This window comes from Nocardia exalbida NBRC 100660 (genome assembly GCF_000308575.1).
Taxonomy (GTDB): Bacteria; Actinomycetota; Actinomycetes; order Mycobacteriales; family Mycobacteriaceae; genus Nocardia; species Nocardia exalbida.
The window spans coordinates 108,096-133,871 of record NZ_BAFZ01000077.1 but is presented as its reverse complement, the minus strand read 5'-3'; the positions used below and the strand labels follow the sequence as shown (position 1 = coordinate 133,871).

29 protein-coding genes and 2 tRNA genes are annotated in these 25,776 nt (G+C 69.7%); 21 read left to right on the top strand and 10 right to left on the bottom strand.

All coding sequences use genetic code 11. The annotated features are described in order from the left end of the window. Positions 1 to 4: 4 nt before the first annotated feature. On the top strand, positions 5 to 1,846 hold the full coding sequence (locus tag ON29_RS18915) for a ribonuclease J (RefSeq protein WP_083863745.1): 1,842 nt from the start codon (positions 5 to 7) through the stop codon (positions 1,844 to 1,846). A gap of 66 nt (positions 1,847 to 1,912) precedes the next feature. Here ON29_RS18915 and ON29_RS18910 read toward each other — a convergent pair whose 3' ends face one another. Together ON29_RS18910 and ON29_RS18905 are read right to left on the bottom strand one after the other, a co-directional pair. After that, the gene (locus tag ON29_RS18910) at positions 1,913 to 2,470 is read right to left on the bottom strand and encodes a WKL family lipoprotein (RefSeq protein ID WP_040867964.1); all 558 of its coding nucleotides are present in this window, start codon (positions 2,468 to 2,470) and stop codon (positions 1,913 to 1,915) included. Positions 2,471 to 2,499: 29 nt separating this feature from the next. Next, positions 2,500 to 2,880: a DUF4189 domain-containing protein gene (locus ON29_RS18905; protein WP_245549015.1), complete on the bottom strand. Its 381-nt coding sequence runs from the start codon at positions 2,878 to 2,880 to the stop codon at positions 2,500 to 2,502. Between the two features lie 164 nt (positions 2,881 to 3,044). On the opposite strand from ON29_RS18905, the gene ON29_RS18900 reads away from it, so the two are divergent. Beyond that, entirely contained in the window at positions 3,045 to 3,668 is a 624-nt protein-coding gene (locus tag ON29_RS18900; RefSeq protein ID WP_085994910.1) for a TIGR03085 family metal-binding protein, read from the top strand. A gap of 104 nt (positions 3,669 to 3,772) precedes the next feature. Here the strand turns inward: ON29_RS18900 and ON29_RS37785 are convergent, their stop codons facing one another. Beyond that, entirely contained in the window at positions 3,773 to 3,985 is a 213-nt protein-coding gene (locus tag ON29_RS37785) for a hypothetical protein (protein WP_245549014.1), read from the bottom strand. Here ON29_RS37785 and ON29_RS18895 point away from each other — a divergent pair. After that, positions 3,978 to 6,383: a DNA translocase FtsK gene (locus tag ON29_RS18895; RefSeq protein ID WP_245549013.1), complete on the top strand. Its 2,406-nt coding sequence runs from the start codon at positions 3,978 to 3,980 to the stop codon at positions 6,381 to 6,383. The two genes, ON29_RS37785 and ON29_RS18895, sit on opposite strands and share 8 nt — an antisense overlap. Before the next feature lie 6 nt (positions 6,384 to 6,389). Here the strand turns inward: ON29_RS18895 and ON29_RS18890 are convergent. Together ON29_RS18890 and ON29_RS18885 are read right to left on the bottom strand one after the other, a co-directional pair. Next, positions 6,390 to 6,466: transfer RNA gene (locus tag ON29_RS18890), tRNA-Leu, on the bottom strand. 26 nt (positions 6,467 to 6,492) lie between these two features. After that, positions 6,493 to 6,567: transfer RNA gene (locus tag ON29_RS18885), tRNA-Trp, on the bottom strand. 765 nt (positions 6,568 to 7,332) lie between these two features. Here ON29_RS18885 and ON29_RS18880 point away from each other — a divergent pair. After that, a complete protein-coding gene (locus ON29_RS18880; protein ID WP_040867959.1) occupies positions 7,333 to 8,313 on the top strand; it encodes a TerC family protein in 981 nt (326 codons plus the stop codon). Between the two features lie 4 nt (positions 8,314 to 8,317). Here the strand turns inward: ON29_RS18880 and ON29_RS18875 are convergent, their stop codons facing one another. Beyond that, positions 8,318 to 8,602: a YciI family protein gene (locus ON29_RS18875; protein WP_040867958.1), complete on the bottom strand. Its 285-nt coding sequence runs from the start codon at positions 8,600 to 8,602 to the stop codon at positions 8,318 to 8,320. A gap of 27 nt (positions 8,603 to 8,629) precedes the next feature. After that, positions 8,630 to 9,196: an amino-acid N-acetyltransferase gene (locus tag ON29_RS18870; RefSeq protein WP_040867957.1), complete on the bottom strand. Its 567-nt coding sequence runs from the start codon at positions 9,194 to 9,196 to the stop codon at positions 8,630 to 8,632. A gap of 142 nt (positions 9,197 to 9,338) precedes the next feature. Between ON29_RS18870 and pgsA the strand changes: the two genes are divergently transcribed. From pgsA to pspM, 5 genes are all read left to right on the top strand, one after another. Further along, positions 9,339 to 9,998, top strand: coding sequence for a CDP-diacylglycerol--glycerol-3-phosphate 3-phosphatidyltransferase (gene pgsA, locus ON29_RS18865; RefSeq protein WP_040867956.1), 660 nt, complete (start codon positions 9,339 to 9,341; stop codon positions 9,996 to 9,998). Further along, positions 9,995 to 10,522 (top strand): CinA family protein, encoded by a 528-nt coding sequence (locus tag ON29_RS18860; protein ID WP_040868018.1) that lies wholly within the window; start codon positions 9,995 to 9,997, stop codon positions 10,520 to 10,522. Before pgsA ends, ON29_RS18860 begins: the two co-directional genes overlap by 4 nt. 112 nt (positions 10,523 to 10,634) lie before the next feature. After that, positions 10,635 to 11,096: a helix-turn-helix domain-containing protein gene (locus ON29_RS18855; protein WP_040867954.1), complete on the top strand. Its 462-nt coding sequence runs from the start codon at positions 10,635 to 10,637 to the stop codon at positions 11,094 to 11,096. Positions 11,097 to 11,295: 199 nt separating this feature from the next. Then, positions 11,296 to 12,117, top strand: coding sequence for a phage shock protein PspA (gene pspA / locus ON29_RS18850; protein WP_040867952.1), 822 nt, complete (start codon positions 11,296 to 11,298; stop codon positions 12,115 to 12,117). A 141-nt stretch (positions 12,118 to 12,258) separates the two neighbouring features. Continuing rightward, complete coding sequence (pspM, locus tag ON29_RS18845; RefSeq protein WP_245549012.1) at positions 12,259 to 13,149, top strand: phage shock envelope stress response protein PspM; 891 nt, start codon at positions 12,259 to 12,261, stop codon at positions 13,147 to 13,149. Between the two features lie 11 nt (positions 13,150 to 13,160). Here the strand turns inward: pspM and ON29_RS18840 are convergent, their stop codons facing one another. Next, a complete protein-coding gene (locus ON29_RS18840; protein WP_062974059.1) occupies positions 13,161 to 13,361 on the bottom strand; it encodes a hypothetical protein in 201 nt (66 codons plus the stop codon). 251 nt (positions 13,362 to 13,612) lie between these two features. Here ON29_RS18840 and ON29_RS18835 point away from each other — a divergent pair, with 251 nt between their 5' ends. The 7 genes from ON29_RS18835 to ON29_RS18810 all read left to right on the top strand — a co-directional run bounded on the left by ON29_RS18835 (position 13,613) and on the right by ON29_RS18810 (position 19,310). Further along, a complete protein-coding gene (locus ON29_RS18835) occupies positions 13,613 to 15,133 on the top strand; it encodes a bifunctional phosphatase PAP2/diacylglycerol kinase family protein (protein WP_051175357.1) in 1,521 nt (506 codons plus the stop codon). A gap of 170 nt (positions 15,134 to 15,303) precedes the next feature. Next, positions 15,304 to 15,468 (top strand): hypothetical protein, encoded by a 165-nt coding sequence (locus ON29_RS35950; RefSeq protein ID WP_157172825.1) that lies wholly within the window; start codon positions 15,304 to 15,306, stop codon positions 15,466 to 15,468. 78 nt (positions 15,469 to 15,546) lie between these two features. Beyond that, the gene (locus ON29_RS18830; RefSeq protein ID WP_083863743.1) at positions 15,547 to 16,176 is read left to right on the top strand and encodes a PRC-barrel domain-containing protein; all 630 of its coding nucleotides are present in this window, start codon (positions 15,547 to 15,549) and stop codon (positions 16,174 to 16,176) included. A gap of 218 nt (positions 16,177 to 16,394) precedes the next feature. Beyond that, positions 16,395 to 16,568, top strand: a complete 174-nt coding sequence (locus ON29_RS36465; RefSeq protein WP_040867948.1) for a hypothetical protein — start codon at positions 16,395 to 16,397, stop codon at positions 16,566 to 16,568. Between the two features lie 84 nt (positions 16,569 to 16,652). Next, a complete protein-coding gene (locus ON29_RS18820) occupies positions 16,653 to 17,810 on the top strand; it encodes a glycosyltransferase (RefSeq protein ID WP_040867946.1) in 1,158 nt (385 codons plus the stop codon). 64 nt (positions 17,811 to 17,874) lie between these two features. Then, on the top strand, positions 17,875 to 18,069 hold the full coding sequence (locus tag ON29_RS18815) for a DUF3046 domain-containing protein (RefSeq protein ID WP_040867944.1): 195 nt from the start codon (positions 17,875 to 17,877) through the stop codon (positions 18,067 to 18,069). Beyond that, positions 18,066 to 19,310, top strand: coding sequence for an aminoglycoside 3'-phosphotransferase (locus tag ON29_RS18810; RefSeq protein ID WP_245549011.1), 1,245 nt, complete (start codon positions 18,066 to 18,068; stop codon positions 19,308 to 19,310). The genes ON29_RS18815 and ON29_RS18810 overlap by 4 nt, the downstream gene beginning before the upstream one ends. A 3-nt stretch (positions 19,311 to 19,313) precedes the next feature. Here the strand turns inward: ON29_RS18810 and ON29_RS18805 are convergent, their stop codons facing one another. After that, the gene (locus tag ON29_RS18805) at positions 19,314 to 19,829 is read right to left on the bottom strand and encodes a CGNR zinc finger domain-containing protein (protein WP_040868008.1); all 516 of its coding nucleotides are present in this window, start codon (positions 19,827 to 19,829) and stop codon (positions 19,314 to 19,316) included. Between the two features lie 153 nt (positions 19,830 to 19,982). On the opposite strand from ON29_RS18805, the gene ON29_RS18800 reads away from it, so the two are divergent. The 3 genes from ON29_RS18800 to ON29_RS18790 all read left to right on the top strand — a co-directional run bounded on the left by ON29_RS18800 (position 19,983) and on the right by ON29_RS18790 (position 21,837). Then, entirely contained in the window at positions 19,983 to 20,444 is a 462-nt protein-coding gene (locus ON29_RS18800) for a VOC family protein (protein WP_040867943.1), read from the top strand. Between the two features lie 76 nt (positions 20,445 to 20,520). Then, the gene (locus tag ON29_RS18795; protein WP_051175355.1) at positions 20,521 to 21,363 is read left to right on the top strand and encodes a pyridoxamine 5'-phosphate oxidase family protein; all 843 of its coding nucleotides are present in this window, start codon (positions 20,521 to 20,523) and stop codon (positions 21,361 to 21,363) included. Between the two features lie 24 nt (positions 21,364 to 21,387). Next, positions 21,388 to 21,837 (top strand): nuclear transport factor 2 family protein, encoded by a 450-nt coding sequence (locus ON29_RS18790; RefSeq protein ID WP_040867940.1) that lies wholly within the window; start codon positions 21,388 to 21,390, stop codon positions 21,835 to 21,837. A 78-nt stretch (positions 21,838 to 21,915) separates the two neighbouring features. Here ON29_RS18790 and ON29_RS18785 read toward each other — a convergent pair whose 3' ends face one another. Then, complete coding sequence (locus tag ON29_RS18785; protein WP_085994909.1) at positions 21,916 to 23,325, bottom strand: MFS transporter; 1,410 nt, start codon at positions 23,323 to 23,325, stop codon at positions 21,916 to 21,918. Between the two features lie 117 nt (positions 23,326 to 23,442). Between ON29_RS18785 and ON29_RS18780 the strand changes: the two genes are divergently transcribed. Together ON29_RS18780 and recA are read left to right on the top strand one after the other, a co-directional pair. Beyond that, positions 23,443 to 24,447 (top strand): Lrp/AsnC family transcriptional regulator, encoded by a 1,005-nt coding sequence (locus ON29_RS18780; RefSeq protein ID WP_040867938.1) that lies wholly within the window; start codon positions 23,443 to 23,445, stop codon positions 24,445 to 24,447. A gap of 169 nt (positions 24,448 to 24,616) precedes the next feature. Next, positions 24,617 to 25,660: a recombinase RecA gene (gene recA / locus ON29_RS18775; protein WP_040867937.1), complete on the top strand. Its 1,044-nt coding sequence runs from the start codon at positions 24,617 to 24,619 to the stop codon at positions 25,658 to 25,660. Positions 25,661 to 25,776: the final 116 nt, after the last annotated feature.

Sequence of the window (25,776 nt, the reverse complement as noted above, 5' to 3'; positions counted from 1 at the left end):
CACGGTGGATGTCGCTCTGGTCGTCTCCGCCAAGGAGACCGCGCCCGCGCAGTCGCGCCGGGAGCCCAAGGCGCAGAACGCGGCGCCCCGGCGACCGGCCCGCGGCCGCGGCCAGTCCGGCGCTCGGCGGGCCGAAGCTGCGCAGCCGCAGGCGGCTCCGGTCGCCGCGCACGACCGTCTCGGCGCCCCGCCCGCCCTGCCCGAGAACGGCCTGCGCGTGTTCGCCCTCGGCGGCATCGGCGAAATCGGCCGCAACATGACGGTCTTCGAGTACGGCGGCAAACTGCTGATCGTCGACTGCGGTGTGCTGTTCCCGGAGGACCAGCAGCCGGGCGTCGACCTGATCCTGCCGGACTTCCGCCCCATCGAGGGCCGGATCGACGACGTGGTCGCCGTCGTGCTCACCCACGGTCACGAGGACCACATCGGCGCGGTGCCGTTCCTGCTGCGGCTGCGGCCCGACATCCCGGTGGTCGGCTCGAAGTTCACCCTCGCGCTGGTCGCCGCGAAATGCCGGGAGCATCGCCTGCACCCGAAGCTGGTCGAAGTGACCGAGGGGCAGCACACCACGCACGGCCCGTTCGGCTGCGAGTACTTCGCGGTCAACCACTCCATTCCCGACGCGCTCGCCGTCGCCATCCGCACGCCGGCCGGCGTAGCGCTGCACACCGGTGACATCAAGCTCGACCAGCTCCCGCTGGACGGGCGGCTCACCGATCTGGCCGGCTTCTCCAGGCTCGGTGACGAGGGCGTCGACCTGTTCCTGGTGGACTCCACCAACGCCGAGGTCCCCGGCTTCGTCACGCCGGAACGCGAGATCGGCGGCGTGCTGGACTCGGTCATCGGCAAGGCCCGCGGCCGGGTCATCGTCGCGTCCTTCGCCAGTCACGTGCACCGCATCCAGCAGGTCGTCGATGTGGCCCAGCAGTACGGGCGGCGGGTGTGCTTCGTCGGGCGCTCGATGGTCCGCAATATGCAGATCGCTCAGGATCTGGGCTTTCTCACCGTGCCCGACGGCGTGGTCGTCGACCTCGACGCCGCCGCGACCCTGCCCAGCCACCGCCTGGTGCTAATCTCCACGGGTTCGCAGGGCGAGCCGCTGTCGGCGCTGTCGCGGATGGCGCGCGGCGACCACCGGCAGATCAACATCCGTCCCGACGACCTGGTGGTGCTGGCCTCCTCGCTGATCCCCGGCAACGAGAACTCGGTGTTCGCGGTGGTCAACGGCCTGGCCCGGCTCGGAGCCACGGTGGTCACCCAGCAGAACGCCAAGGTGCATGTCTCCGGGCACGCCTCGGCGGGAGAGCTGCTGTACCTTTACAACGCGGTACGTCCGACCAACGCGATGCCGGTGCACGGCGAGTGGCGCCACCTGCGCGCGAACGCGGCGCTGGCGGTCGCGACCGGCGTGCCGGAGGAGCGGGTGGTGCTCGCCGAGGACGGCGTGGTGGTCGACTTGGTCGACGGCATCGCCTCGGTCGTCGGCCGGGTCCCGGTGGGCCACGTATACGTCGACGGGCTGTCGGTGGGCGATGTCGGGGAGTCGACGTTGTCCGACCGGCTGGTGCTCGGTGAGGGCGGTTTCATCGCGATCACCGTGGCCATCGACGAGACCACCGGCAAGGCGGTGAGCACACCGGAGATCAGCGGACGCGGCTTCTCCGACGATCCCGCCGCCCTGCTCGGCGCGGCGGAACTGGTGGAAGCCGAACTGCTGCGGCTGGCGGGCGAGGGTGTGACCGACATCCACCGGATCGCACAGGGTGTGCGCCGCGTAGTGGGCCGCTGGGTGGCCGACACCTATCGTCGTCGGCCGATGATCGTGCCGACCGTCATCGGCGTCTGATCTTCCGGAAATCGAAAAGCGCCGGACAGCTCGGCTGTCCGGCGCTTTTCGCTGGTTCGGGACCGGTTACTCCTGGCAGGCGGCGGATTCGATCTTCGCGCTCTTGACGATGTTGCAGGCGAAGGTGTGATCGACCTTCCATTGGCCGCCCTCGGACACGAACTGGATGAACGCGTCGTCCACCGGGGTGCCGTCGATGGTGACCTTGGCGTCGGCCTTGAGCTTGTTGTCCTTCGGGTCGCCCACGTTGGTGACCTCGACGGCGACCTTCTGCTTCTTCGCGGCCTCGACGAGGTTGGCGACCAGATAGGGATCCTGCTCGGCGGCCTGGATCCAGCTGATCTTCTCCTCGTTGGGCACATTCGGGTCGAACGCCTTCTGCAGCCGCTCGTTCAATTGCTGCACGGAGGGCTTGGGCAGTGCGGGTGAGGACGGCGTAGTCGGCGCGGAGCCGGCCTCCTTGTCGCCCTTGTCCGAGCCACCCTCCAATTCACCCGCCGCGTGGCTGGGGTTGGCGCTGGTGCTCGGGGACGAGGAGTCGTCATTGGAGGCGCAGGCGGTCAGCGAGCAGGCGACTGCGGTGAGGACGACGGCCACGGTGGTCCGGAAAATGCGGTGCTTCACGATGTTTCCTTCGACTCGAAGTCCGGGCGTCAGCCGTGGTTGGACGTGCAGTTCCAGTGCACGATGTAGGCGTCGGAATCGTTGCGCGCCAAGGCTTGGCCCTGCGCGCTGCGGCGCGACGACGCGTACCCCCAACTCCAGGTGCCGGTGTCACCGGAGTACGCCACGGCACCGCAGCCGTTGCGGAACCAGACCACCGACTGGCAGTCCGCTGCGCCGCAGGAGCTCACGGCGCGCTGCTGTGCGGCAGCCGAGTTCGGGTAGTCGTAGGAGTACCCGATCAAACCGGTGGAGGTGGACAGCGCGATCGCGCCGTAGTTGTTGGTGTAGGCGTTCGCGGCGGGCGCGCTGACAGCCAGCGCGGCACCTACCGCCGCGAGCGCGGCCACACCGGTAGCAAACTTCTTCACGAGGATTTGCCCCTTCTTGTCATAAGGCCCACGACCCGATGGGCCGAGTGACAAGGTACAGAGCCGACTCTCATTGCGCTAGCCGGAGATTTCCCGGCATAGGGAGCCGTGCACCCGCGCCGCGCCGCGCGGCGGTGCCGCAGGGTGGTCGGTATGTTCGGGGTGTGACTATGGCACAGCGGGAACGCCGGGGACTCGTCGAAGCGATGGAGGCGGCGGGGCCGGACGCGCGCACGCTCTGCGGCGCGTGGACGGTGCGGGACCTGGCCGCGCACTTGGTGGTTCGTGAACGGCGGCCCGACGCCGCTCCGGGCATACTGGTGAAGCCGCTCGCGGGGTATCTCGACCGTGTGCAGGCGAAGGCGGCGAACAAGCCGTTTCCCGAGCTGCTGGAGCAGGTGCGGACCGGTCCGCCGTGGTGGTCGCCGCTGCGTCCGCTCGACGCGGTGGCCAATTTGTCGGAGATGTTCGTGCATCACGAGGACGTGCGCCGCGCCGAGCCCGGTTGGCAGCCACGCGAACTGCCCGCCGCCGACGAGGACCGGCTGTGGTCGATGCTGCGCAAGACGGCCAGGATGGCCTACCGTAAGGCGCCGGTCACGGTCGAGCTGGCGACGCCGGACGGCAGGCGCACGGTGGTGCGGTCCGCGTCCGAGGACGTCGTCACGCTGACCGGTAGGCCCTCGGAACTGGTGCTGCACGCCTTCGGGCGGGACGAGGTCCGGCTGGAGACCGCCGGATCCCCGGAGGCCGTCCGGGCGGTGCTCGAGGCAGATCGATCGGTCTGATTCGAGCGTCGGCGCTTGGTCGCGGAGGCCGCGGCGACCGGCGGAAAGCGGCGCGCGGCGCGACGGTACCAGTGTTGCGGATGGTCCGGATGGGGCGATTGCGGCTAGCCTGGGGCCATGGCAGGTAAGTCCCGCAGCACCCCGACGACTCGGGCGCGGGCGGGATCGGCGCGGGGGAGGACCACCACGGCACGGTCTCGCGCGGCGACGCCCCGCGCGGCCACGCCCAGAACGACCGCAGCGCCCCGCAGGCGTAGCTCCGCGGCCCGGCGTCCGGCGCGCCGCCCGTCGAACACGGCTCCCCTCGCGGTGCTCACGCGCGGTATCGGCAGCGGCTGGACCATGCTGGCCCGCGGGCTCGGCGCGACCACGCGCACGCTGAGCCGCGCGGGCGAGATCGAACACGGACATCGGCGCGACGGCGCGGCGCTGGCGCTGATCGCACTGAGCGCGGTGATCGCGGCGGCGGTCTGGTTGTCGGCGGGCGGTCCGATCGGCCACTGGGTGGAGGACGTGATCCGCGCGATCGCCGGATCGGCCTCCGCCGCATTGCCGTTCGTCGCCTCCGGGATCGCGGTGGTCCTGATGCGTACCGAACCGCGCCCCGAGATCCGCCCGCGGCTGGTGCTCGGCGGCTTGCTGATCGGCTTGCCGCTCCTGGGGCTGTGGCATATCGCCGCGGGTGCGCCCACCGACGCGCACGGGCGTTCCCGTGCCGCCGGCTTCGTCGGTTTCGTCACCGGCGGGCCACTGACCAACGGCCTCACCGCCTGGCTCTCGGTCCCGATCCTGTTGCTGGCCATCGTCTTCGGCGCGCTGCTGGTGACCGGGACGACGGTGCGCGAGGTGCCGGAGAAGCTGCGGCGATACTTCGGCACCGACACCGGTGGCGACGACTACGGCGAATTCGATGGCGAATACCGGGATTACGACCCGGCCGACTACGACGCCGACGGCTTCCCGGTGCATCGCACCACCGCCAAGCGGCGCGGTCGCACGCCCGCGGAGAACTACCCGCCCGACGAGTTCGGCGACCCCGACGCGGTCACCGAGGCGCTCGGCGAACCACCGCTGCGCGACGCCAAGCAGATTCCGGTCGAGGAACCCACGCCGAAACCGAAGCCTAGGAAACAGCGTCCCGCCGCGGTGGTGGAGGATCAGACGCCACCGCCGCCGCAGCCGCAGCAACTGGAGTTCGTCCCCGATCGCGAGGTCGAAGGCGATTACACCCTGCCGCCGTTGTCGTTGCTGACCGACGGGGATCCGCCCAAGAAGCGCAGCGCCGCCAACGAATCGATGATCGAGGCGATCACCGAGGTGCTGGTGCAGTTCAAGATCGACGCCGCCGTCACCGGGTTCGTCCGCGGCCCCACGGTCACGCGCTACGAGGTAGAGCTCGGGCCCGGCGTGAAGGTCGAGAAGATCACCGCGCTGGCGCGCAATATCGCCTACGCCGTCGCGACGGAGAACGTCCGGCTGCTCGCGCCGATCCCCGGCAAGTCCGCCGTCGGCATCGAGGTGCCGAACGCCGACCGCGAGCTGGTCCGGCTGGCCGACGTGCTGAAAGCGCCCAGCACCCGCACCGACCACCACCCGCTGGTGATCGGTCTGGGCAAGAACATCGAGGGCGAGTTCGTCTCGGCGAACCTGGCCAAGATGCCGCACCTGCTGGTCGCGGGCTCCACCGGTTCGGGTAAATCGAGCTTCGTGAACTCGATGCTGGTGTCGCTGCTGCAGCGGGCGACGCCCGACGAGGTCCGCATGATCCTGATCGACCCGAAGATGGTGGAACTGACGCCCTACGAGGGCATCCCGCACCTGATCACGCCGATCATCACCCAGCCGAAGAAGGCCGCGGCCGCGCTGGCCTGGCTGGTGGAGGAGATGGAGCAGCGCTACCAGGACATGCAGGCCAACAAGGTGCGCCACATCGACGACTTCAACAAGAAGGTGAAGTCGGGAGCGATCACCGCGCCGCTGGGTAGCGAACGGGTGTACCGGCCCTACCCGTACGTCCTGGCCATCGTCGACGAGCTGGCCGATCTGATGATGACCGCTCCGCGCGACGTGGAGGACGCCATCGTCCGCATCACCCAGAAGGCCCGTGCGGCGGGCATTCACCTCGTGCTGGCCACGCAGCGGCCGTCGGTGGACGTGGTGACGGGTCTGATCAAGACCAACGTGCCCTCCCGGCTGGCCTTCGCCACCTCGTCGCTGACCGACTCCCGCGTCATCCTCGACCAGCCGGGTGCGGAGAAGCTGATCGGCATGGGTGACGGCCTGTTCCTGCCGATGGGCGCGGGCAAGCCCACCCGGTTGCAGGGTGCGTTCATCAGCGACGAGGAGATCCACGCCGTCGTCGAGTTCACCAAGAACCAGGCCGAGCCGGAATACCAAGAGGGCGTGACCGCCGCGAAGGCCGGGGAGAAGAAGGACGTCGACCCCGACATCGGCGACGATCTCGACGTCTTCCTGCAGGCGGTGGAACTCGTGGTCACTTCGCAGTTCGGGTCCACCTCCATGCTGCAGCGCAAGCTGCGCGTCGGTTTCGCCAAGGCGGGGCGGCTGATGGACCTCATGGAGACCCGCGGCGTGGTCGGTCCGAGCGAGGGTTCCAAGGCGCGTGACGTGCTCGTGAAACCCGATGAGCTGGAAGGGTTGCTGTGGTCGATCCGCGGCGGCGGGGACGACGGCGACGCGGAGCCGCCGGAGTGATCCGGCTGGTTCCCTCGGCGAGATTCGAACTCGCATCTCCCGGAATCTAGGTCCGGCGCCTCTACCTATTGGGCTACGAGGGATAGATCGGAATTCCGACCTGGGGGGATGGCACGGACGGAGGGACTCGAACCCCGGTCCGCGGTTTTGGGGACCGCTGCTCTACCGGCTGAGCTACGTCCGTTCGCACGAAAAAGGGGCCACTCCTCGGCGGCCGGCCGCGGAGTGACCCCTTCGTACGGGTCTGCGAAAGACACGTTCAGGGGCGGCTCCGCGCGCTCATCCGCCACGCGGATGGGGCCGATAGCACGGCGCGGGCAGACGACCGGCGGGCACCGCTCGGCAGCCACTGCCGCCGCTCCGTCCCGGTCATCGTCTCGCCTTCCTGTGGTCTGATCTTCGCCGCTCAGAAACTAACATCGGATGCCGTTGTCGGGAACCGATTTTGCTTCGCCGACGACCCTACCTGGTTCAGTTCTCCCGGGCCCGAGTGGTATAGCTCGACGGCCGGTGTCTCCGGGTGCCGGGTCAGCCGCCTTCGCCGTCCGGGCCCGCTGGAATCAGGCCGGGCAACACCGGTCCTCGGGGTGACGAACCCGCGCAAGCGAGAGCGTGTCGCTGCCCATGTGGCATCGCAGGTGTCCACCGCGCAGTCCGTCGACGTCGCCGACGCAGGGTGCGGATCGAAGTGCGCCACGGCGCCGAAGACGGGCGGGTCCGTGACGACGCGACGCATCGCCTGGTCGGCAAATCCTGCGTGTGCGGGCGCGCGTTCGTCCCGGCCCGCGCGGTTCAGGGTGCGGTTCGTCGGTCACGCTGGAGGACTGCGGCACGAAACGTCGACTGAACGCATGTGGAATTATGGGCGGCAATCACCCCGCTACCGAGCCTTACCGGACAAAGCGGGCATTATGGACATCATGATCTTCGCTACCGATCGGCATGCCGCATGCACGTAACCGCACTCGAATGGGCCATCACCGTCGTGGTGATCCTCGGATTGTTCGTCTTCGACTTCTTCGCCCACGTCCGTACCCCGCACGAGCCGTCGTTCCGCGAATCCGGATTCTGGTCCGCGGTCTACATCGGGCTGGCGCTGCTGTTCGGCGGCGTGGTCGCCTGGCGGTGGGGCTCCACCTACGCCGGGGAGTACTACGCGGGCTTCGTCACCGAGAAGGCGCTCTCGGTGGACAACCTGTTCGTGTTCCTGATCATCATGTCCACCTTCGCCGTGCCGCGGATCTACCAGCAGAAGGTTCTGCTGATCGGCATCGTGCTCGCCCTGGCCATGCGCGGTGCGTTCATCGCCGTCGGCGCGGCCGCGATCAGCGCGTTCAGCTGGGTCTTCTACCTGTTCGGGATCTTCCTCGTCTACACAGCGGTCAAGCTGCTGCGCGAAAGCGGCCACGAGGTCGAAGTCGAGGAGAAACGCGACAGCCGGATCGTCGCGCTGGCCAAGCGCGTGCTGCCGACCACCGACGAATACGACGGCGACAAGCTGGTGACCAGGATCGACGGACGCCGGGCGGTCACGCCGCTGTTGCTGGCGTTGCTGGCGATCGGGTTCACCGATCTGCTCTTCGCGCTGGACTCGATCCCGGCCATCTACGGCCTGACCGAGCAGCCCTACCTCGTCTTCACCGCGAACGCGTTCGCGCTCATGGGCTTGCGACAGCTGTACTTCCTGATCGGCGGGCTGCTCGACCGGCTGGTCTACCTGTCCTACGGACTGGCCGCGATCCTCGCGTTCATCGGCGTGAAGCTGGTGCTGCACGCCCTGCACGAGAACACGCTGCCGTTCGTCAACGGCGGCGAGCACGTCGCGGTCCCGGAGATCTCCACGCCCGTCTCGCTGGGCGTCATCCTGGGCATCCTGGTGGTCGCGACGGTCGCGAGCCTGCTGCGGACGCGCGTGCGCGCCGACCGTTAGCCGGTCAGGACGCGAAGGCGCCGAAGACCGGGGCCCACTCCACGGCGCGGACGTCGTCGATCAGGTTCTCCCTGGCGAACGGATCCCGGGCGAGCAGGTCCTTCAACTGCCCCGCGTCCTGCGAGCGGAAGATCAGCAGCGCTCCGGACCCGTCCGGGTACGGACCGCTGCTGAGCAGGGCGCCCGACTCGAGCAGGCCGGCCAGCCAGGCCCGGTGCTCGGGACGGTGCGCGTCCCGGCCTGCGATGGTGGAGTCGGAGTAGACGTAGTGGACGGCGAAGATCGGCACGGGTATCGCTTTCCTGTGGGGACGGACTCAGAGCGTCAGCAGCATCCGAGTATTGCCGAGAGTGTTCGGCTTCACATAGCTCAGATCGAGGAACTCGGCCACGCCGGTGTCGTAGGAGCGGCACATCTCGGCGTACACCTCGGCGGTGACCGGTGTGCCGTCGATCTCCACGAAGCCGTGCCTGCCGAAGAACTCAACCTCGAAGGTCAGCACGAACAGCCGCTGCAACTCGAGTTCGCGGGCCACCGCGACCAGTCGCTGCACGATGAGCTTGCCCACACCGGAGCCCTTGACGTCGGGGTGTACCGCCACCGTGCGCACCTCCCCGAGGTCGGCCCACAGCACGTGCAGCGCGCCGCAGCCGACGACGCGGCCGTCCAATTCGGCGACCCAGAACTCCTGCACCGCCTCGTAGAGGGTGACCAGGTTCTTCTCCAGCAGGATCCGGCCCGCGTAGACGTCGATGAGGCGCTTGATCTCTGGTACATCGGAGGTTCGCGCGCGTCGGACGACCGGGAGGGAACTCTGCGCGGCAGAAGCCGCGCCCGGATACGCGTCGCTGGTCGAACCACCTAATGGTCCCCGAGAGGTCATGGGGTGCACAGTAGTCGGCCCGGCTACCGATACTCTGAACGTGTGCCGCGGATCAACTCGTTCAGCTCATCGCATCGCGCCGAGTGGCGCGCCGCGATGACGAGGCGGCCGTGACCGAGCCTGTCGCCGGTGAGGCGAAGGCATGAGCGTACAACCCGACGAGACGGACCGCCCCTGGAGCGCGCCCGCTCCGCTCCGTCCCGGCTTCGCACCGGCGCAGGCCGAGACCGGGCCGCCGCTGCTGAACATCGCGAACGTGCTCACCATGCTGCGCATCGCGATCGTGCCGCTGTTCGTCGCGGCGCTGTTCGTCGGGGATGGCCACGAGACCGGCTGGCGAATCGCCGCCGCGGCGCTGTTCGGCCTCGCCGCGATCACCGACCGGTTCGACGGGCAATTGGCCCGCAAATACGGCTTGGTGACCGATTTCGGCAAACTGGCCGACCCTATCGCGGACAAGGCGCTGATCGGGTCGGCGGTGATCGGGCTGTCCCTGCTCGGTGATCTGGCCTGGTGGATCACCCTGGTGATCTGCGGACGTGAGATCGGCGTCACACTGCTGCGTTTGATCGTGGTGCGGCGCGGAGTGATCCCGGCCGGACGCGGCGGCAAGCTCAAGACGCTGGTCCAGTCCCTGGCGATCGCCATGGTGCTGTTGCCGCTGTCCGGCTGGTCGGCCGGAATCGGCATGCCACTGATGTACCTGGCGGTCGCGCTGACCGTGGGCACCGGACTGGACTACGTCGGTCAGGCGGCCCGCGTGTGGTTCGCGGGCGGCCCGGGGCGGACGCGCGGCGTATGAGCGATCCGCTGATCGCCGACGTGCCCGCCATCGATCTCGTGCGTGCACTGGTGACCGTGCGGCAAACCGTGGCCACCGCCGAATCCCTGACCGCGGGCCTGCTCGCGGCGACCATCGCCGGGGTGCCCGGCGCCAGCGCGGTGCTGCGCGGCGGTCTGGTGGTGTACGCCACGGACCTCAAGCACAGCCTCGCCGGTGTCGACGCGGAGGTCCTCGCGAGCGAGGGACCGGTGGCGGCGAGCACCGCCGAACAGCTCGCCGTCGGCGCCCGCACGCGCTGCGGCGCGGACTGGGGGGTCGGCCTGACCGGCGTCGCGGGCCCCGATTCGCAAGACGGGCATCCGGTCGGCACGGTCTTCCTCGGAGTGGCCGGTCCCGGGCATACCGAAGTGATGCGGTTGAAACTCCCCGGCGACCGGTGGACGATCAGAATCGGTGCGACGCGCACGGCGGTGTCGGAATTGCTGCGGTGTGTGCGGGAGGCGGGCTCGGGCCCGGCCGACCGCGTCGGGCGGAGCGGCTGAGGTGTCCCGGACGGGAACCAACCGCCCCGGCTCCGACGTTGTGCCAGAAAGAACGGCATGCGTGGGGTCGAGAATCGTGTCGGCCCGGCGACCGGGAGCGAAGGAGAAAGAGATGACGCTGCTGCGAGAGGCCATCGGGGACAGTCTGCGGCGTGCGCGTCTCGCCCAGAACCGGACCTTGCGCGAGGTGTCGACCTCGGCGCGGGTCAGCTTGGGCTATCTCTCCGAAGTCGAGCGCGGTCGCAAGGAGGCCTCCAGCGAACTGCTGGCCGCCATCTGCGAAGCGCTGGACGTCCCGCTGTCACGGGTGCTGTGGGATGTGAGCACGCTCATGGCGGGGGCCGACGGGCCGACGGCCGGTGCGCCCGCGGACGACGCGGCGGCCGCGGCCGCCGTCGAGTCGGAGCGGACGGCGGCCGAGCCCGCGGCGCAGGAGGAATCCGCGCCCGCTCCGGCGACGGCGAGCATGTCGGCGGCCGACGCGGCCGCGCGGCCGCTGCCGCTGGCGGAGGACACGCGGATCGTCATCCCCGCTCCGCGATCGGACATGCTGGTCCTGGTGAAGGGCGTGTGACGCGCTACGAGACGTGGCCACGGCGGCAACGCTGCGGGCCGCCGCGGAAAGCGGATAGATTCTCCCTCAGCGTCGGTTGGGCCGGGTTCGCCCGGCCCGGGTGCCGCATGATGGAGGATAGGCACATATCGGGTGCGTGACGGTCGCGCACTGGAGTCGCGCCGGAGCGCGGCATGTCAGATGGAGGCGGGATCAATCGATGGCTAGTCCGTTCGTCAAGGCCTGGAAATACCTGATGGCCCTCTTCGATTCGAAGATCGAGGAGCACGCGGATCCGAAGGTCCAGATTCAGCAGGCTATCGAGGAAGCCCAGCGGCAGCACCAGGCCCTCTCCCAGCAGGCCGCGTCGGTCATCGGCAACCAGCGTCAGCTGGAGATGAAGCTGAACCGGCAACTGGACGAAGTCGAGAAGCTCAACGCCAACGCGCGCCAGGCCGTCCTGCTGGCCGATCAGGCCACCGCGGCGGGTGACACCGAGAAGGCGATCCAGTACACCAACGCCGCCGAGGCGTTCGCCGCGCAGTTGGTCACCGCCGAGCAGTCCGTCGAGGACCTGAAGGTCCTGCACGACCAGTCGCTGCAGGCGGCGGCTCAGGCGAAGAAGGCCGTGGAGCAGAACGCGATGCTGCTGCAGCAGAAGGTCGCCGAGCGCACCAAGCTGCTCAGCCAGCTGGAACAGGCGAAGATGCAGGAGCAGGTCTCGGCCTCGCTGCAGCAGATGGATTCGACGCTGTCGGCGCCGGGCAGCACGCCGAGCCTGGACGCGGTCCGCGAGAAGATCGAGCGCCGCTACGCCAACGCGCTGGGTGCCGCCGAACTCGCGCAGAACTCGGTGCAGGGACGGATGCTCGAGGTGCAGCAGGCCAGCATCCAGATGGCCGGGCACAGCAAGCTGGAGCAGATCCGCGCCTCCATGCGCGGCGACCAGCTGCCGGCCGGTGGCGCCCAGCCCGCCATCAGTCCGGCGCAGGCGAATTCGGCACAACCGCAGATGAACAAGGGGCAGGCCGCGCAGCAGTAACCGCCGCGACCGGGCGTTCGGCCAACGGGTGTCGGTGGGGGCTGGTTCACTGGAAGACAAGGCGTGGGGACCCGACCGGCCGGCCGTCGGCCGAGTCGGGTCTCGGTCTGTCCGATGTGTGCAACCGGTGGGAGAGAAGGTATGAGCGGCAGTGTATTTCGCGAGCGGCAGCTCGACGCGCGGCGCCTGCGCGAGTCGGCGATGATCCGGGCACAAGCCGCGCTCGCGCCACAGCCGGGCAGCCTGCCGGACAGCCTTCGCGAAGTCGGTGAGAACGCGCTCGTCGCCGTGCGGCGCTGGGCCGATCCGCGGGAGCGTGAGTTGCGCCGCCGCCGCAGGGCTCGCAGGCGCAGCTTCCAGCTGGGCACCGTGTCCGGCCTCACCACGGCGGGAACCGTTGGCCTCGTTGTCGTTTCCGCGCCGGTGTGGGCCGTGGTCATGGTCGGCGGCGGCGCGGTCGCGCTGGTCACCGGTGCGGCGCTGAGCACTCGCCGCTATCTGCGGCTGCGGGGCGCACCACTGCCGCAGGCGGCGTTCGTTCCGCGCAAGCAGCCGCCGTTGTGGTCGATCGCGCGCCCGTCGATCGCCCGTCTGGTGCGCGCGGAGAAGGCCTTGCACGGGATGGGCGTTCAGATCGCTCGCTCGCACCGGCTGCCCCCCGACGAACTGGCCGACATGCTCGAGACGGCCGCCTCGGGCGCGGCGGCGCTGCACGCGCTGGCCGCCGACATCACGGCGATGGAACAGGGCCTCGGCGCCATGGGAAGCGCGAATTCGCCCGCGGCGGTGGCACTCACCGAGAACCTGCGGCTGACCTCGGCCAGGCTCGACGGGGGCGTCGCGGAGTACGAGCAGGTCGTCGCCGCGGCGGCCCGGATTCTCGCGGTTCCGGAGAACACCGTGGTGCGCCACCACTTCGACACCATTGTCGCGGATCTGCGCCACGCCTCCGACCGGCTGGACGGGTGGGCCCAGGCCCTCATCGAGGTGGCCGACAAATCGGTGCCCGCGTCGCCGCGGCCACCGATCTGAGCGGTTCCGTTTCAGTTCTGCCGGTCCCGGCGGCGGAGTTCCTCGGCCCGGGCGCGAAACGCAGCGCCCATCAGTTCCCGGCTCTCGGCCATGAGATCGAGCACCTCCCAGGACGCCTTACGGGCGGCCGACCCGACGATCCCCGCGATCGCCGAACCGTGCCGCCGTGCCGCGGCCGCGAGTTCCTGCGCCAGCTCGTTCGTGTTTTCCATCGAGTCGCGGCCGTTACCTGAGATTCGGTGCATGACTGTGTGCTGATTGGGGTGTCTGCGTCATTCGATCATCCCTTCCCTGTTGTCGCGCAACGCCACTGTGCGTTCGAGATCAGAGTACATCCGTGCACTGAAATGGCGTACTAGCCGGTTTGTGACAGCGCCGACAGCGTCCGCGAACACCTGAGCGCGCGGCCTCGGGCGCAGCGGTCGCCCGGACGCAGCGCCCGCGCGGTCGGTAGGCTGCAGCGATGCGGTTTCTCTCGACTCGCGGGCGCGACGGTGGGGTGGTCGGACTGACGGGCAGCCTGGATCGCTGGCTGGTCGGCCGCAGTGCGCGCGTGCGGCCGACCCCGGCGGACCGGGTGCTGAAGGCGTTGAGCACCTCCGCCGACAAGAATCGCTTGTGGATCGCGCTCGGGGCGGTCCTGTTCGTGGCCGGGGATCGCTCGACCCGGCGCGGCGCGGTGCGCGGGCTGCTCGCGCTGAGCATTGCCAGCGGCGTGGCCAACGGCGTGGCCAAGCCGTTGTTTCCGCGCCGCCGTCCGCCCGACGAGTCCGTCCCGTTCGTGCGCAGGCTGGTCGCACCGCCGGTCTCGTCGTCGTTCCCGTCCGGGCATTCGGCTTCCGCGGCCGCCTTCGCGACGGGCTTGGCGCTGGAATCTCCCGTGGCGGCCGCCGCGGTGGCCCCGGTCGCCGCCGCGGTCGGCTATTCGCGCGTGCACATCGGCGTGCACTGGCCGTCCGACGTGGTCGCGGGGGCACTGTTCGGCGGTGCGGTCGCGCTGGCCACCCGGCGGTGGTGGGCGGTGCGCGACGACGGGCCCGCCACCCTGGGACCGGTCGAGCACGTGGATCCGCTGCCGGGCGGCGCGGGGCTGCTGCTGATCGGCAATCCGCACGCGGGATCGGGCGGTGGCGACGACGCGCTCGCCGCCCTGCGTGACCGGCTGCCCGCCGCCGAGGTGCTCGAACTCGGCGGCGACGAGGATGTCGAGGCGCGGGCCGGTGAACTGCTGCGGCGCGACGACATCGTCGCGCTCGGCGTCGTGGGCGGAGACGGGACGGTGTCCGCGGTCGCGGAGTACGCGGTGCGCCACCGGATGCCGCTGGCGGTCTTCGCGGGCGGCACGCTCAACCACTTCGCCAGGGATGCCGGCGTGGAGGACGCCGAGGTGACCATCGCCGGGCTGGAAACGGGCGAAGCGGTCCGCGTCGACGTGGCCGAGGTGTGCTTCGACGACGCCGAGCGGCGCGTCTTCGTCAACACCGCCAGTCTCGGCGGTTATCCCGACTTCGTGCGCGTCCGCGAGCGCTGGGAGCGCCGGATCGGTAAATGGCCCGCCGCGGGAATGGCCATGGTGCGCGTGCTGTTCCGGGCCCAGCCGCTGCACGTCACCATCGACGGCGCCCGCGCCGCGCTGTGGATGCTGTTCGTCGGCAACGGCACCTACCACCCCGCCGACCAGATCCCGATGTCGCGCCCAGAGCTGCACGGCGGCACCCTCGACGTCCGCTACCTGCGCGCCGACGTCCCCTTCTCGCGGCTGCGGCTGGTCTTGGCGACGTTCACCGGCACGCTGGCGTATTCGCCCACCTACCGGCACCGCCGGGTCTCCCGCGTGGACGTGCGGGTGGCCGAGCAGCCGGTCTCCTTGGCCACCGACGGCGAGGTGGACCACCGCGGCAAGGACTTCCGGTTCACCAGCGGGCCCTCGGCGCTGATGCTGCTCAAGGGCGCTTCCGATGCCGCGCGGCGCGGGCTGCGGTGATCGTCTAGATAGCTGTTTGATTGCTATATCGCCGCGTGGGTCGCGTCGAGGCGGCAGATTGCGGCTTGTCCTGTTTGATCGTGGCACTCGGGGGTAGTTGCCACCCTGTAGCTGATCTCTTCCGGCTTCGTCTGGGGCCGGGAACATGCACTACTGGGCAGGAGCACGTCATGCTTGATGTTTCCTACCGTCGATCGCTGCTCGACCAGGACACGCAGCGGCTGGATGTCAGCCGGTATCTGTCGTGTGAGACCGCCGAGGACCCGGTGCGGCTGTCGCGCAGAGCGCAGCGCGTCGCAGGCCCCGACGTCACCGATCGACCCATAAGCGATTGAACCCTTTTCTCAGCACGTGCGGTGGTCGGCCGCGTTCTGTCGGGCTGCCCGTCGCACGGACGAACTGCGGAGGAACCCATGACTGAAATGCTGGAAACGCTCATCGGAAGCTCGGTGTACGGTCTCGAAGGCGAGAAGATCGGCAAGGTCAAGCGGGTCTACGTCGACAACAATTCCGGATCACCCACCTGGATCGCGGTGTCCACCGGCCTGTTCAGTGCCGACGCCCTTGTCCCGCTGGCCGGGGCCGAGCACCGCCCCGAGTCGGCCACGTTGCAGGTGCGGGTCGGCAAGGACGCGGTGAAGGCCTCGCCCCAGCTCGACCACAACGGGCAGATCAGCCCGCAGGCCGAGCAGGAACTGTTCGATCACTACCAGATCGACCCGGAGCAGGCCGCCTGGGACGTCTACGGCAGGCAGCCGGTGCCGCAGCCGCAGCGAGCCCGCCCCGAGATGACTCGCCCGCCGGAGGAGCGCGCCGGACAACCGGGAGACGCCGCCCCGGCCCGGACGCGGACCTACCCGGGAAGCGAGGAGGAGACGCTGCGGATGCCGCCCGCGGGCGAACGGGCGCGCGTGGGACGCGAGCCGATGATCGACTCCTACGCCGTCGACACGGCAGATCTCGGAATGCGGGAGCGGGACGGCATGGCGCACGACGACCCCCTGACCGGAGACCTCCCGGACGCCGAGCGCCGACGGGGCTGATCGGGCGGGTGGGACCCGGTCGCGCCGATGGCGTGGCCGGGTCCGGCTTCGTTCGTCTACGTGACATGTCGGGAGAAAACCCCGATCGGCGCACCGCAGGCGAGCGACCAGGGTCCGGGGGAACCCTGATTTCCACCCCCATATCCCGTCTCACCTGGTGATTCACGCTCATTCGGATGCCATGCTCGAAGCGTAAACGGACTTCGAAAGGCATCGAAATGTTGTGGAAGATCATCGGTATCGTCGCGGTCGTCTGGATCGCGCTGGCGGTCATCGGCGCGCTGATCAAGGGCCTGTTCCCCATCTTGGTGATCAGCGCCGTCGTGTTCGGGCTGTACCTGCTGTACAAGGCGGTGTCGGGCTCGGACAACTCGACGGTGAGCAAGCTGTAGCGGGAGAGGCGGCGGCGCCTTCGGGTCCGCGCCGCCGCGACGCGGGTGTGATCGGCTCGCACGTGGGTGTGGCAGGCTAGGCGGATGCGAGTAGCCGTTGTCGCAGGGCCCGATCCCGGTCACGCGTTTCCCGCTATCGCGTTGTGCCTGCGGTTCTTGGCGGCCGGTGACGAGCCTGTCTTGTTCACCGGTCCGCGCTGGTTCGACGCCGCCCTCGCCGCGGGCATCGGCGTGCGCAGACTCAAAGGCCTGGCGCCGCGGCCGGTGGACGACGACGCCGACGCGGGACAGCGCATCCACGAGCGGGCCGCGCACATCTCCACCGAGATCCTGCCCGAGCTGAGCGCCATGCTGCCCGAACTGGTGGTCTCCGACGTGCTGACCGCGGGCGGCGGGATGGCCGCGGAGCGGCTCGGCGTCCCGTGGGTGGAACTGTCCCCGCACCCGCTGTATCTGCCGTCGAAGGGGTTGCCGCCCATCGGAAGCGGGCTCGCCCCCGGCACGGGTCTGCGCGGGCGGATGCGCGACGGTGTACTGCGTGGCATGACCGCGCGGGCCCTCCGGAACGGGCGCCGCCAGCGCGAGCGGGCCCGCGAGAGCGTCGGTCTACCGGCCGTCGACCCCGGTCCCGCCGCTCGCCTGATCGCCACCCTGCCCGCACTCGAGGTACCGCGCCCCGACTGGCCGGAATCCACCCACGTGATCGGCCCGCTGCTGTGGGAGCCGACCGACGCGGTTCTGGACCTTCCGCCCGGTGACGGACCGCTGGTCATGGTCGCCCCATCGACCGCGCACACGGGCGTGGCGGGCATGGCGGAGACCGTGCTCGAGGCTCTGGACGGAACCGGTGTCCGCGTGGCGATTTCGATGCTGGACGCGCCGCCCGCCGACCTGCCGCCGTGGGCCTCGGCGGGGCTGGGGCGGCAAGACGAACTGCTGACCCACGCGTCCGTCGTCGTGGGCGGCGGCGGACACGGCCTGCTCGCCAAGACGCTGTCCGCGGGCGTCCCGATCGTCACCGTTCCCGGCGGCGGCGACCAGTGGGAGCTGGCCAATCGTGCTGCGCGGCAAGGCAGTTCGATCGTCGTCCGACCGCTGTCGTCCGATGGCGTCCGCGCCGCGGTCCAAGAGATCCTCGCCGACCCCCGCTACACCGCGGCGGCCGGGCGCGCCGCGGCCACGACCGAGTTCCCGGATCCTGTCGGCCTGTGCCACCAGGTCCGCCACGCCGTGCACTACTGATCGAGTCGGGTGCCGGGTGTGCCACTGACCTGGCGGCGCGCGGAATGGGAGTAAGTTCGGGACGGTGCGGTTGACCGAGTTCCAGGAACTGTTGCACACCGAGTTCGGTGTGGCCCGGGGCGACGCCCTGCTGACCGACCATGTGATCCCCAAGCTGGGCGGGCGCACCGGCGCCGACGCCATCGAGGCCGGGATCGATCCCCGCGACGTGTGGCGCGCCCTGTGCGCCGAATTCGACGTGCCCAGGGCGCGCTGGTGAGCGCCCCGGGGCAGGTGGAGCGGGACGAGCCGCTGTACCGGTTCGACGAGCGGCAGCGGATGATCCCGCACGACCCGCAGCGCCTGGCCGCCCGGGTGGCGCAGGCCCGCCCCGGCGACTTCGCCGGCTACCGGCAGACCGGCATCGAGCTGATGTTGCTCGGCCGCTACGACGAGGCGCTCGACCACCTCGATCGCGCGCTGGAACTGGTGGACACCGAGCGGCGCAGGATCAGTGTCTGGATCAACCTGGGTGACGTCTACCGCTACCGCGGCGAGGTCGGCACCGCCGAGACGTTGTACCGCCGCGCCGTGGCGCACGCGCGAGCGGCCGCTCCGGAAGTGCTCTCCTTCGCCGTGCAGCACCTGGGCAAGGCGCTCGCCGAGCGCAATCACCTGACCGAGGCGCGCGCGCTGCTGACCGAGGCGATGCGGCTGCGCGTCGCCGAAGGCGATCCCGAGGAGATCGAAGCCACCCGCGCCGCGCTGGACACGCTGGGCGAGCTGCCGATCCCGTTGCCGCCTACCGTCGCGGCGCTGTTCGGCGAGGCGTCGAGCTGGTCGGACGAACACGAGGGCCTCAGCGGTGGGGTGGTGTCGGTCGACGGCGCCTACTGGCTCAAACGCGGACCGAAGGCGGTCGCCGAGTACGAGCGGCTCACCTGGTTGCGCGAGCACGGGATCGTTGTACCGGAGGTCGCGGCGTTCGAAGACGACGTCCTGGTGCTCACGGACGCGGGCGCGCCCAGCTTGGCGGCGCGAGCGAACTCCGGCAGCGCGCACGCGGCGTCGATCGGCGCCGTGCTGGGCGGGCTACTGCGGCGGCTGCACAGTATTCCGGTCACCGAGTGCCCGTTCGACGGCCGCCTCGACGTCGTTCTGGCACAGGCGCGCCGCAACGTCGTCGAAGGGCTCGTGGACGCGGAGGAGTTCGACGAAGACAACCGCGGAACCACCCCGGCGGACGTGCTCACCCGGCTGCTCCGGCGGCGGCCGACGGGGGAGGACCTGGTGGTGGCGCACGGTGATTTCACCCCGCCGAACGTGCTGGAGAACGAGATCCTGCTCGACGTGGGCGCACTCGGCGTGGCCGACCGCTACCGCGATCTGGCACTCGCCGTCCGCGATCTGCGCGCGGACTTCGGCGACGCGGAAGTCACGGCCTTCCTCGCGGCCTATGGGCTGGACGAGCCGGACGAGAGCCGCTTGGAGTACTACCGGCTGCTCGACGAATTGTTCTGACCTTCACCCTTTGCGCGCGTAGTGGCGGGCCGCTTTGGTGCGGTTGCCGCAGGTGGCCATGGAGTGCCAGCGGCGGGTTCCGTTCTTCGACGTGTCGTAGAAGAACAACACACACTCCGGGTGCGCGCACTGACGGATCCGATCGGGCGCGGCGCGCAACAGTTCCAGCAGGTTGTCGGCGGCCAGCCAGGCGGGCAGCCAGGCTTGTCCCGGCACGTCCGCCAGGTCGGCGGGTCCGGTCTCGGTGAGTGCGCGGCGGATGCGGCCGTGTGCCAGCACGTCGTTGAGCCCGGCGGGGGAGGCGTGCACCACCACGTCGTAGATGGCTGTGCGCGCGGCCAGTACGGCGTGCAAGGTGGCCTCGTCGGCGGTCGCGCGATCGGTGAGGCCGGCGGTCGCCAGCCAGGTGCGTAGGCCGGCGACCTCGGTGAGCAGGTCCTGTGGTCCGTGCTCGATCCATCTCGTGTTCAGCAGATCGAGCGCCAGCGGTTCACCGAGGTGGGGGCGTGGATCGGGCATGCCCGAGGGTATCGAGTGCGCGTCGAAGTCCAGGGCGGCCACCTCCTGTCTAACTGATCAAACCATCTTCGATGGTTGACGCACGCAGTGTCGGACAGTATGTTCTAACTATCAAAACAGTATTGAACGGTTAATCATTCCGAGGAGGAACTTATGACCGCGGTCGCCGCACCTCAGCTCGCCACCGGGCACATCGGCCTGAACGTCTCCGATCTGGATCGTTCGGTGGACTTCTATCGCCGGGCCCTCGGCTTCGAGCAGCTCGCCGCCAGCGCCGACGACCAGCGCCGCTGGGCCTTCCTCGGTGCGGACGGCAAGCTGGTCGTCACGCTGTGGGAACAGAGCGATGGCGCCTTCTCCACCGAAACGCCCGGCCTGCACCACCTTTCCTTCCAGGTCGACACCATCGACCAGGTACGCGCGGTGGAGCGGGTGCTGCGTGAGCTGTCGGTGGCCTTCGCGCACGACGGGGTGGTGGCGCACGGCGAGGGCGTCGCCTCGGGCGGGATCTTCTTCACCGATCCCGACGGCATTCGCCTGGAGGTCTACGCGCCCAGCGGCGCGGAATCCGCGCCCGCACCCAGCGGCGCCGCCCCGACCTGCGGCTTCTTCTGATCCGGTTCGTACGCGTAGCGAAGGGAACATCGTGCCTGAGCCGTTTCATCGCGGAGAGGTCGCCGTCCAGCGCCGGATGGGCCAGGGGGACATCGCCGAACGGGTCGGCCGCATGATCCGTCCCGATATCCCCGCGGTCGCCGCGGGGTTCCTGGCCGAACAGCGGATGGTCGTGCTCGCCGCCGCCGACACGGCGGGCAGGCTGTGGGCGAGCGAGCTGGTCGGGCAGCCGGGTTTCGTCCGGGCGGTGGACGACCGGACGATAGCGGTCGGCGTCCGGCCCGCGGCCACCGATCCGTTGCACGAAGCGCTGACCCATCGCTGCGGCGTCGGCATGATCGCCCTGCAACCGCAGCGGCGCAGGCGGATGCGAGTCAACGGCAGATCGACGCCGGAGGGCGCGGGCCTGCGCATCGTCACCGACCAGGTGTACGCGAACTGTCCCAAGTACATCTCCCGGCGCGAGGTCGAGAGCTATACGCCCGCTGCCGAGGCGCCGGTGGTGCGTCACAGTATCGAACTCGATGCCGACCAGCGGGCCGCGGTAGCGGCGGCCGACACCTTCTTCGTCGCGACCGCGGACGCCGACGGCAACGCCGACGCCTCGCATCGTGGCGGGAATCCAGGCTTCCTCCAAGTGTTTTCGCCCACGCGGCTGCGCTGGCCGGATTACCGGGGCAATTCGATGTTCATGACGCTCGGCAACATCGAGGTCAACCCCCGGTGCGGGATCCTGATCCCCGATTGGTCCACGGGCGCCACATTGCAAGTCACCGGCACCGCCGAGTTGATCTGGGCTCCCGAGACTTTCGCGGCAGGCGCACAATGCTCCCTCGACTTCACCGTCGAGGAGGTACTCGAGCGGCCCGGGGGAGCGCTGCGGTGGGGGCCTGCCGAGCTGTCGCCCGTCAACCCCTGAACCTCACGAGAAAGGAGCCGTCCCATGCGACCTCCCCTGCCGCCGTTCGACGCGGAATCAGCGAACGCCAAAGTGCGGGCCGCCGAGAACGCCTGGAACACCCGCGATCCGGAGCGGGTCGCCGCCGCTTACACCGAGGACTCGGTGTGGCGCAATCGTGCGGAATTCTTCACCGGCCGCGCCGCCATCGTCGAGTTCCTCACCAGGAAGTGGTCCATCGAGAACGGTTACGCGCTGCGCAAGGATCTGTGGGCCTTCGAAGGCAACCGAATCGCGGTGCGCTTCCAGTACGAATGGCACGACGAGTCCGGCCGGTGGTTCCGCAGCTACGGCAACGAGCAGTGGGAGTTCGCGCCGGACGGGCTGATGTCGCGGCGGGAGGCCAGCATCAACGACGTCCGCATCGAGGAATCCGAGCGGCGCATCTTCGGGCCGCGCGATCCGGGTGACGAGACGGTGCTGCCCCAGCACTGAGGAAGTCCTCCGGACCACGCGGGCACAGGAGACGGCGGCGCCTACGCGACGCCGCCGTCTCGTCGTCTCGGAATGTGGTCAGGCGGCGACGGCCTGCCGCTGGGCTTCGGATGGCTCGGCGTTCGCGCGCTGCCGGTGGAACAGGGCGAAGGCGACCAGCCCGAATCCGACGCCCACCGCGGCCGCGACGCCGAACGCCGCGTCGAGCCCGGCGACGAAGTGCGACAACGTCATCGGCTGCTCGCCGGTCGCCACACCGCGGAACACCGTGCCGAGCACCGCGACGCCGAGGGCCAAACCCAGTTGCCGCGCGGTGTTCACCGCCCCCGCGGCCGTGCCGGCCTGCTCCGGGGCGACGGCCGCCATGCCGACCGACACCAGCGCGGGCGCGTTGACGCCGATCCCGAGGCCGATCACCACGAATCCGGGGATCAATGCGAGCCAGGAGGACTCGGGGCCGACGAGCATGAGCAGCCAGGCGCCCAGGCCGACCACCACCAGCCCCGCTCCGATGGTCCACTTCGGTGCGACATCGTGCAGCAGCCGCCCGAACGCGCCCGCCACCACGAACGCGGTGGCGGCCATCGGAAGCATCGCCAGGCCCGCGTGCAGTGGTGACATGTGCAGTTGCTGCTGCAGCCACAGCGAGATCAGGGGACTGCTCGCGAACGCGGCGAACGTCTGTCCGGACGCGCCGAACAGGGTCGCGGCGAAGTCGCGGTTGCGCAGCAGCGCCAAGGGGAACATCGGGGCGGCACCGCGCGCCTCGACGAAACCGAAGACCAGTGCCGCCGCGGCGCCTACGGCGAACGCGATCACCGCGGCCGTGTCGGTCCAGCCGTGCTCGCCACCGCGGATGACGCCGTAGGTGACCGCCGTCGCGGCGGTCGCGAACGACAGCATGCCCCGCACATCCACCACGCGGTCGATCCGCCGCGGGGAGGGTGGGAACACCGTGGCGGTCAGGCCGATCGCCAGCACGGCGATGGGCAGGTTGACGAAGAAGATCCAACGCCACGACAGCGCCTCGGTGAGGACCCCGCCGAGCACCACGCCGATTCCCGCCGCCGCTCCGGACACCGCGCCCCAGACGCCGAAGGCGACGCCCCGGTCGCGGCCGGTGTAGGTGGCGTGCAGCAGGGACAGCGTGGTGGCGAACATGGCCGCGCCGCCGACGCCTTGCAGTGCCCGCGCCGCGACGAGGACCGCCGCGGACCCGGCGACGCCGCAGCCGAGCGACGCGACCGCGAAGACGACCAGTCCGGCCAGGTACGCGCGCTTCGCACCTGCCCGGTCGGCGAGCGAGCCCAGCACCAGCAGCAATGCCGCCAATGCCAAGGCATAGCCGTCCACCACCCACTGCAAGCCGGACAATCCGGTGTCCAGATCGGCGGCGATGTCGGGCAGGGCGACGTTCACGATGGTGACGTCGATCAGCAGCATCAGCGTGCCGAGGCACGCGGCGAACAAGGGGAGCCATTTCCTCACGGGAGCCTCCACGGCGGATTCGAATGATTTTCGACGCCAAGCGTGCGGTATTCAGAGAGATCCCCCTAGCCATCCGGCTCCAGGCGTTAGATTCTTCCAGTGCTCGGCGAAACATCAATGGAATCCTCCGAATTGGATGTCCTGGACAAACAGATCATGCAGGCGCTGGTGCATGATGCCCGGATCCCGTTCGCCCGGCTCGGCGGCATCCTCGGGGTCTCCGAGCAGACGGTGGCGCGGCGCTACCGCGCGCTGCGTCAGCGCGGCATCCTGCACGTGTCCGGGCAGGTGAACGCGGTACCGCTCGGACAAGCGCGCTGGGTGCTGCGCCTGAGATCGACGCCGGACAAAGCGCTGCGGCTGGCCGAAGCGCTGGCGCGGTTCCCGGACCTGAGCTGGGTGACACTGCTGTCCACCGGTTCCGAGGTGACCTGTGTGGGCAGGCCGCGTTCGATCCAGCGGCGCGACGCGCTGCTGCTGCACATCCTGCCGCGCGCACCGCAAGTGCTGGAACTGACCGCGCACGAGGTCATCCACCGTTTTCCGCTCGACGAGGAGTGGCCGCGCCATCGGCACCTGCTGACCGCCGCCCAGCTCGACGAGCTCGGCGCCGCCCGGTCTAGGCCCGCGGACGCGGGGCCGGAGACGCCGGTCGATTTGTCCGCGGCCGACGAGGCGATGCTCGCGCTGCTCGGCCGGGACGGGCGCGCTCCGTACGCTCAACTCGCCGCCGAAACCGGGTGGACCGCGCCGCGGGTCGCGCGGCGGATGGCCGAGCTGACGGCGGCGGGCGTGCTGTACTTCGACGTCGATTTCGCGATCGAGCGGATGGGCTACGGGGTGCGCGGCGCGCTGTGGCTGCGCGTGCGTCCCGCCGATCTGGACGCGGTGGGGCACGCGATGGCGACGCATCCGGAGATCGTCTTCGTCGCCGCCACCACCGGACCGTCCAATATGTTCGCCTCGATCATCTGCCGCGACACCGCGGACCTCTACCGGTACGTGACCGGGCGGCTCGGCGCGCTGGACGGGATCACCGGCCTCGAGGTGACGCCGTCGCTACGCGTACTCAAACAGGCGCAGACGCTGCTGGACACCGACCGGATCGCGCTGATGCCCTGATCGCACGGCGTTTGCCGAGGACGGCGCCGGCGGTGCGGAGGGCGCCGGGCGCGTCACTTGACTCGAACACCTGTTCGTCTAGTCTGGTCGCCAGAACTTGTCGGTGCCGGGCTCTACTGTAGGCGCCAACCACAGAACGAGACTCACCCGTCGAAAAGGGGATCAGGACATGGCACCACAGGCGTACGACCGGGACAAAGCGCTCGAACTCGCGCTGGCCCAGGTGGAGAAGAGCTTCGGCAAGGGCGCCGTCATGCGCCTGGGCGAGGAGGCGCGCCAGCCCATCTCGGTGATCCCCACCGGCTCCATCGCGCTCGACGTGGCGCTGGGCATCGGCGGCCTGCCGCGCGGCCGCGTCGTCGAGATCTACGGTCCGGAATCCTCGGGTAAGACCACCGTGGCGCTGCACGCGGTGGCCAACGCGCAGGCGGCGGGCGGGGTGGCGGCGTTCATCGACGCCGAGCACGCGCTCGATCCGGACTACGCCCGCAAGCTGGGCGTCGACACCGACGCGCTGCTGGTCTCCCAGCCCGACACCGGTGAGCAGGCGCTGGAGATCGCCGACATGCTGGTGCGCTCCGGCGCCATCGACATCATCGTCATCGACTCGGTGGCCGCGTTGGTGCCGCGCGCCGAGATCGAGGGCGAGATGGGCGACAGCCACGTCGGTCTGCAGGCCCGTCTGATGAGCCAGGCGCTGCGCAAGATGACCAGCGCGCTGAACAATTCCGGCACCACCGCGATCTTCATCAACCAGCTGCGCGAGAAGATCGGCGTGATGTTCGGTTCGCCGGAGACCACCACCGGCGGTAAGGCGCTGAAGTTCTACGCGTCGGTGCGCCTGGATGTGCGCCGCATCGAGACGCTCAAGGACGGCAGCGACGCGGTGGGCAACCGCACCCGCGTGAAGGTCGTGAAGAACAAGGTCTCCCCGCCGTTCAAGCAGGCCGAGTTCGACATCCTCTACGGGCACGGCATCTCCAAGGAGGGCTCGCTCATCGACATGGGCGTCGAGCAGGGCTTCATCCGCAAGTCCGGCTCCTGGTACACCTACGAGGGCGATCAGCTCGGTCAGGGCAAGGAGAACGCCCGCAAGTTCCTGCTGGAGAACATCGACGTCCGCGACGAGATCGAGAAGAAGATCAAGGAGAAGCTCGGCATCGGCGCCGACGTGACGGCCGACGCGGCCGCGGAGGTGCCCGCCGATTTCTGAGCCGACGAACCGCCGCCGCTCACCCGGGGCGTCTTCGGCCGACCCCGGGGCCGACGTCGTGCAGGACATGCGGCGCCGGTTGGAAGAACTCCTGTCCGCCTCCGGCTCGCCGAACG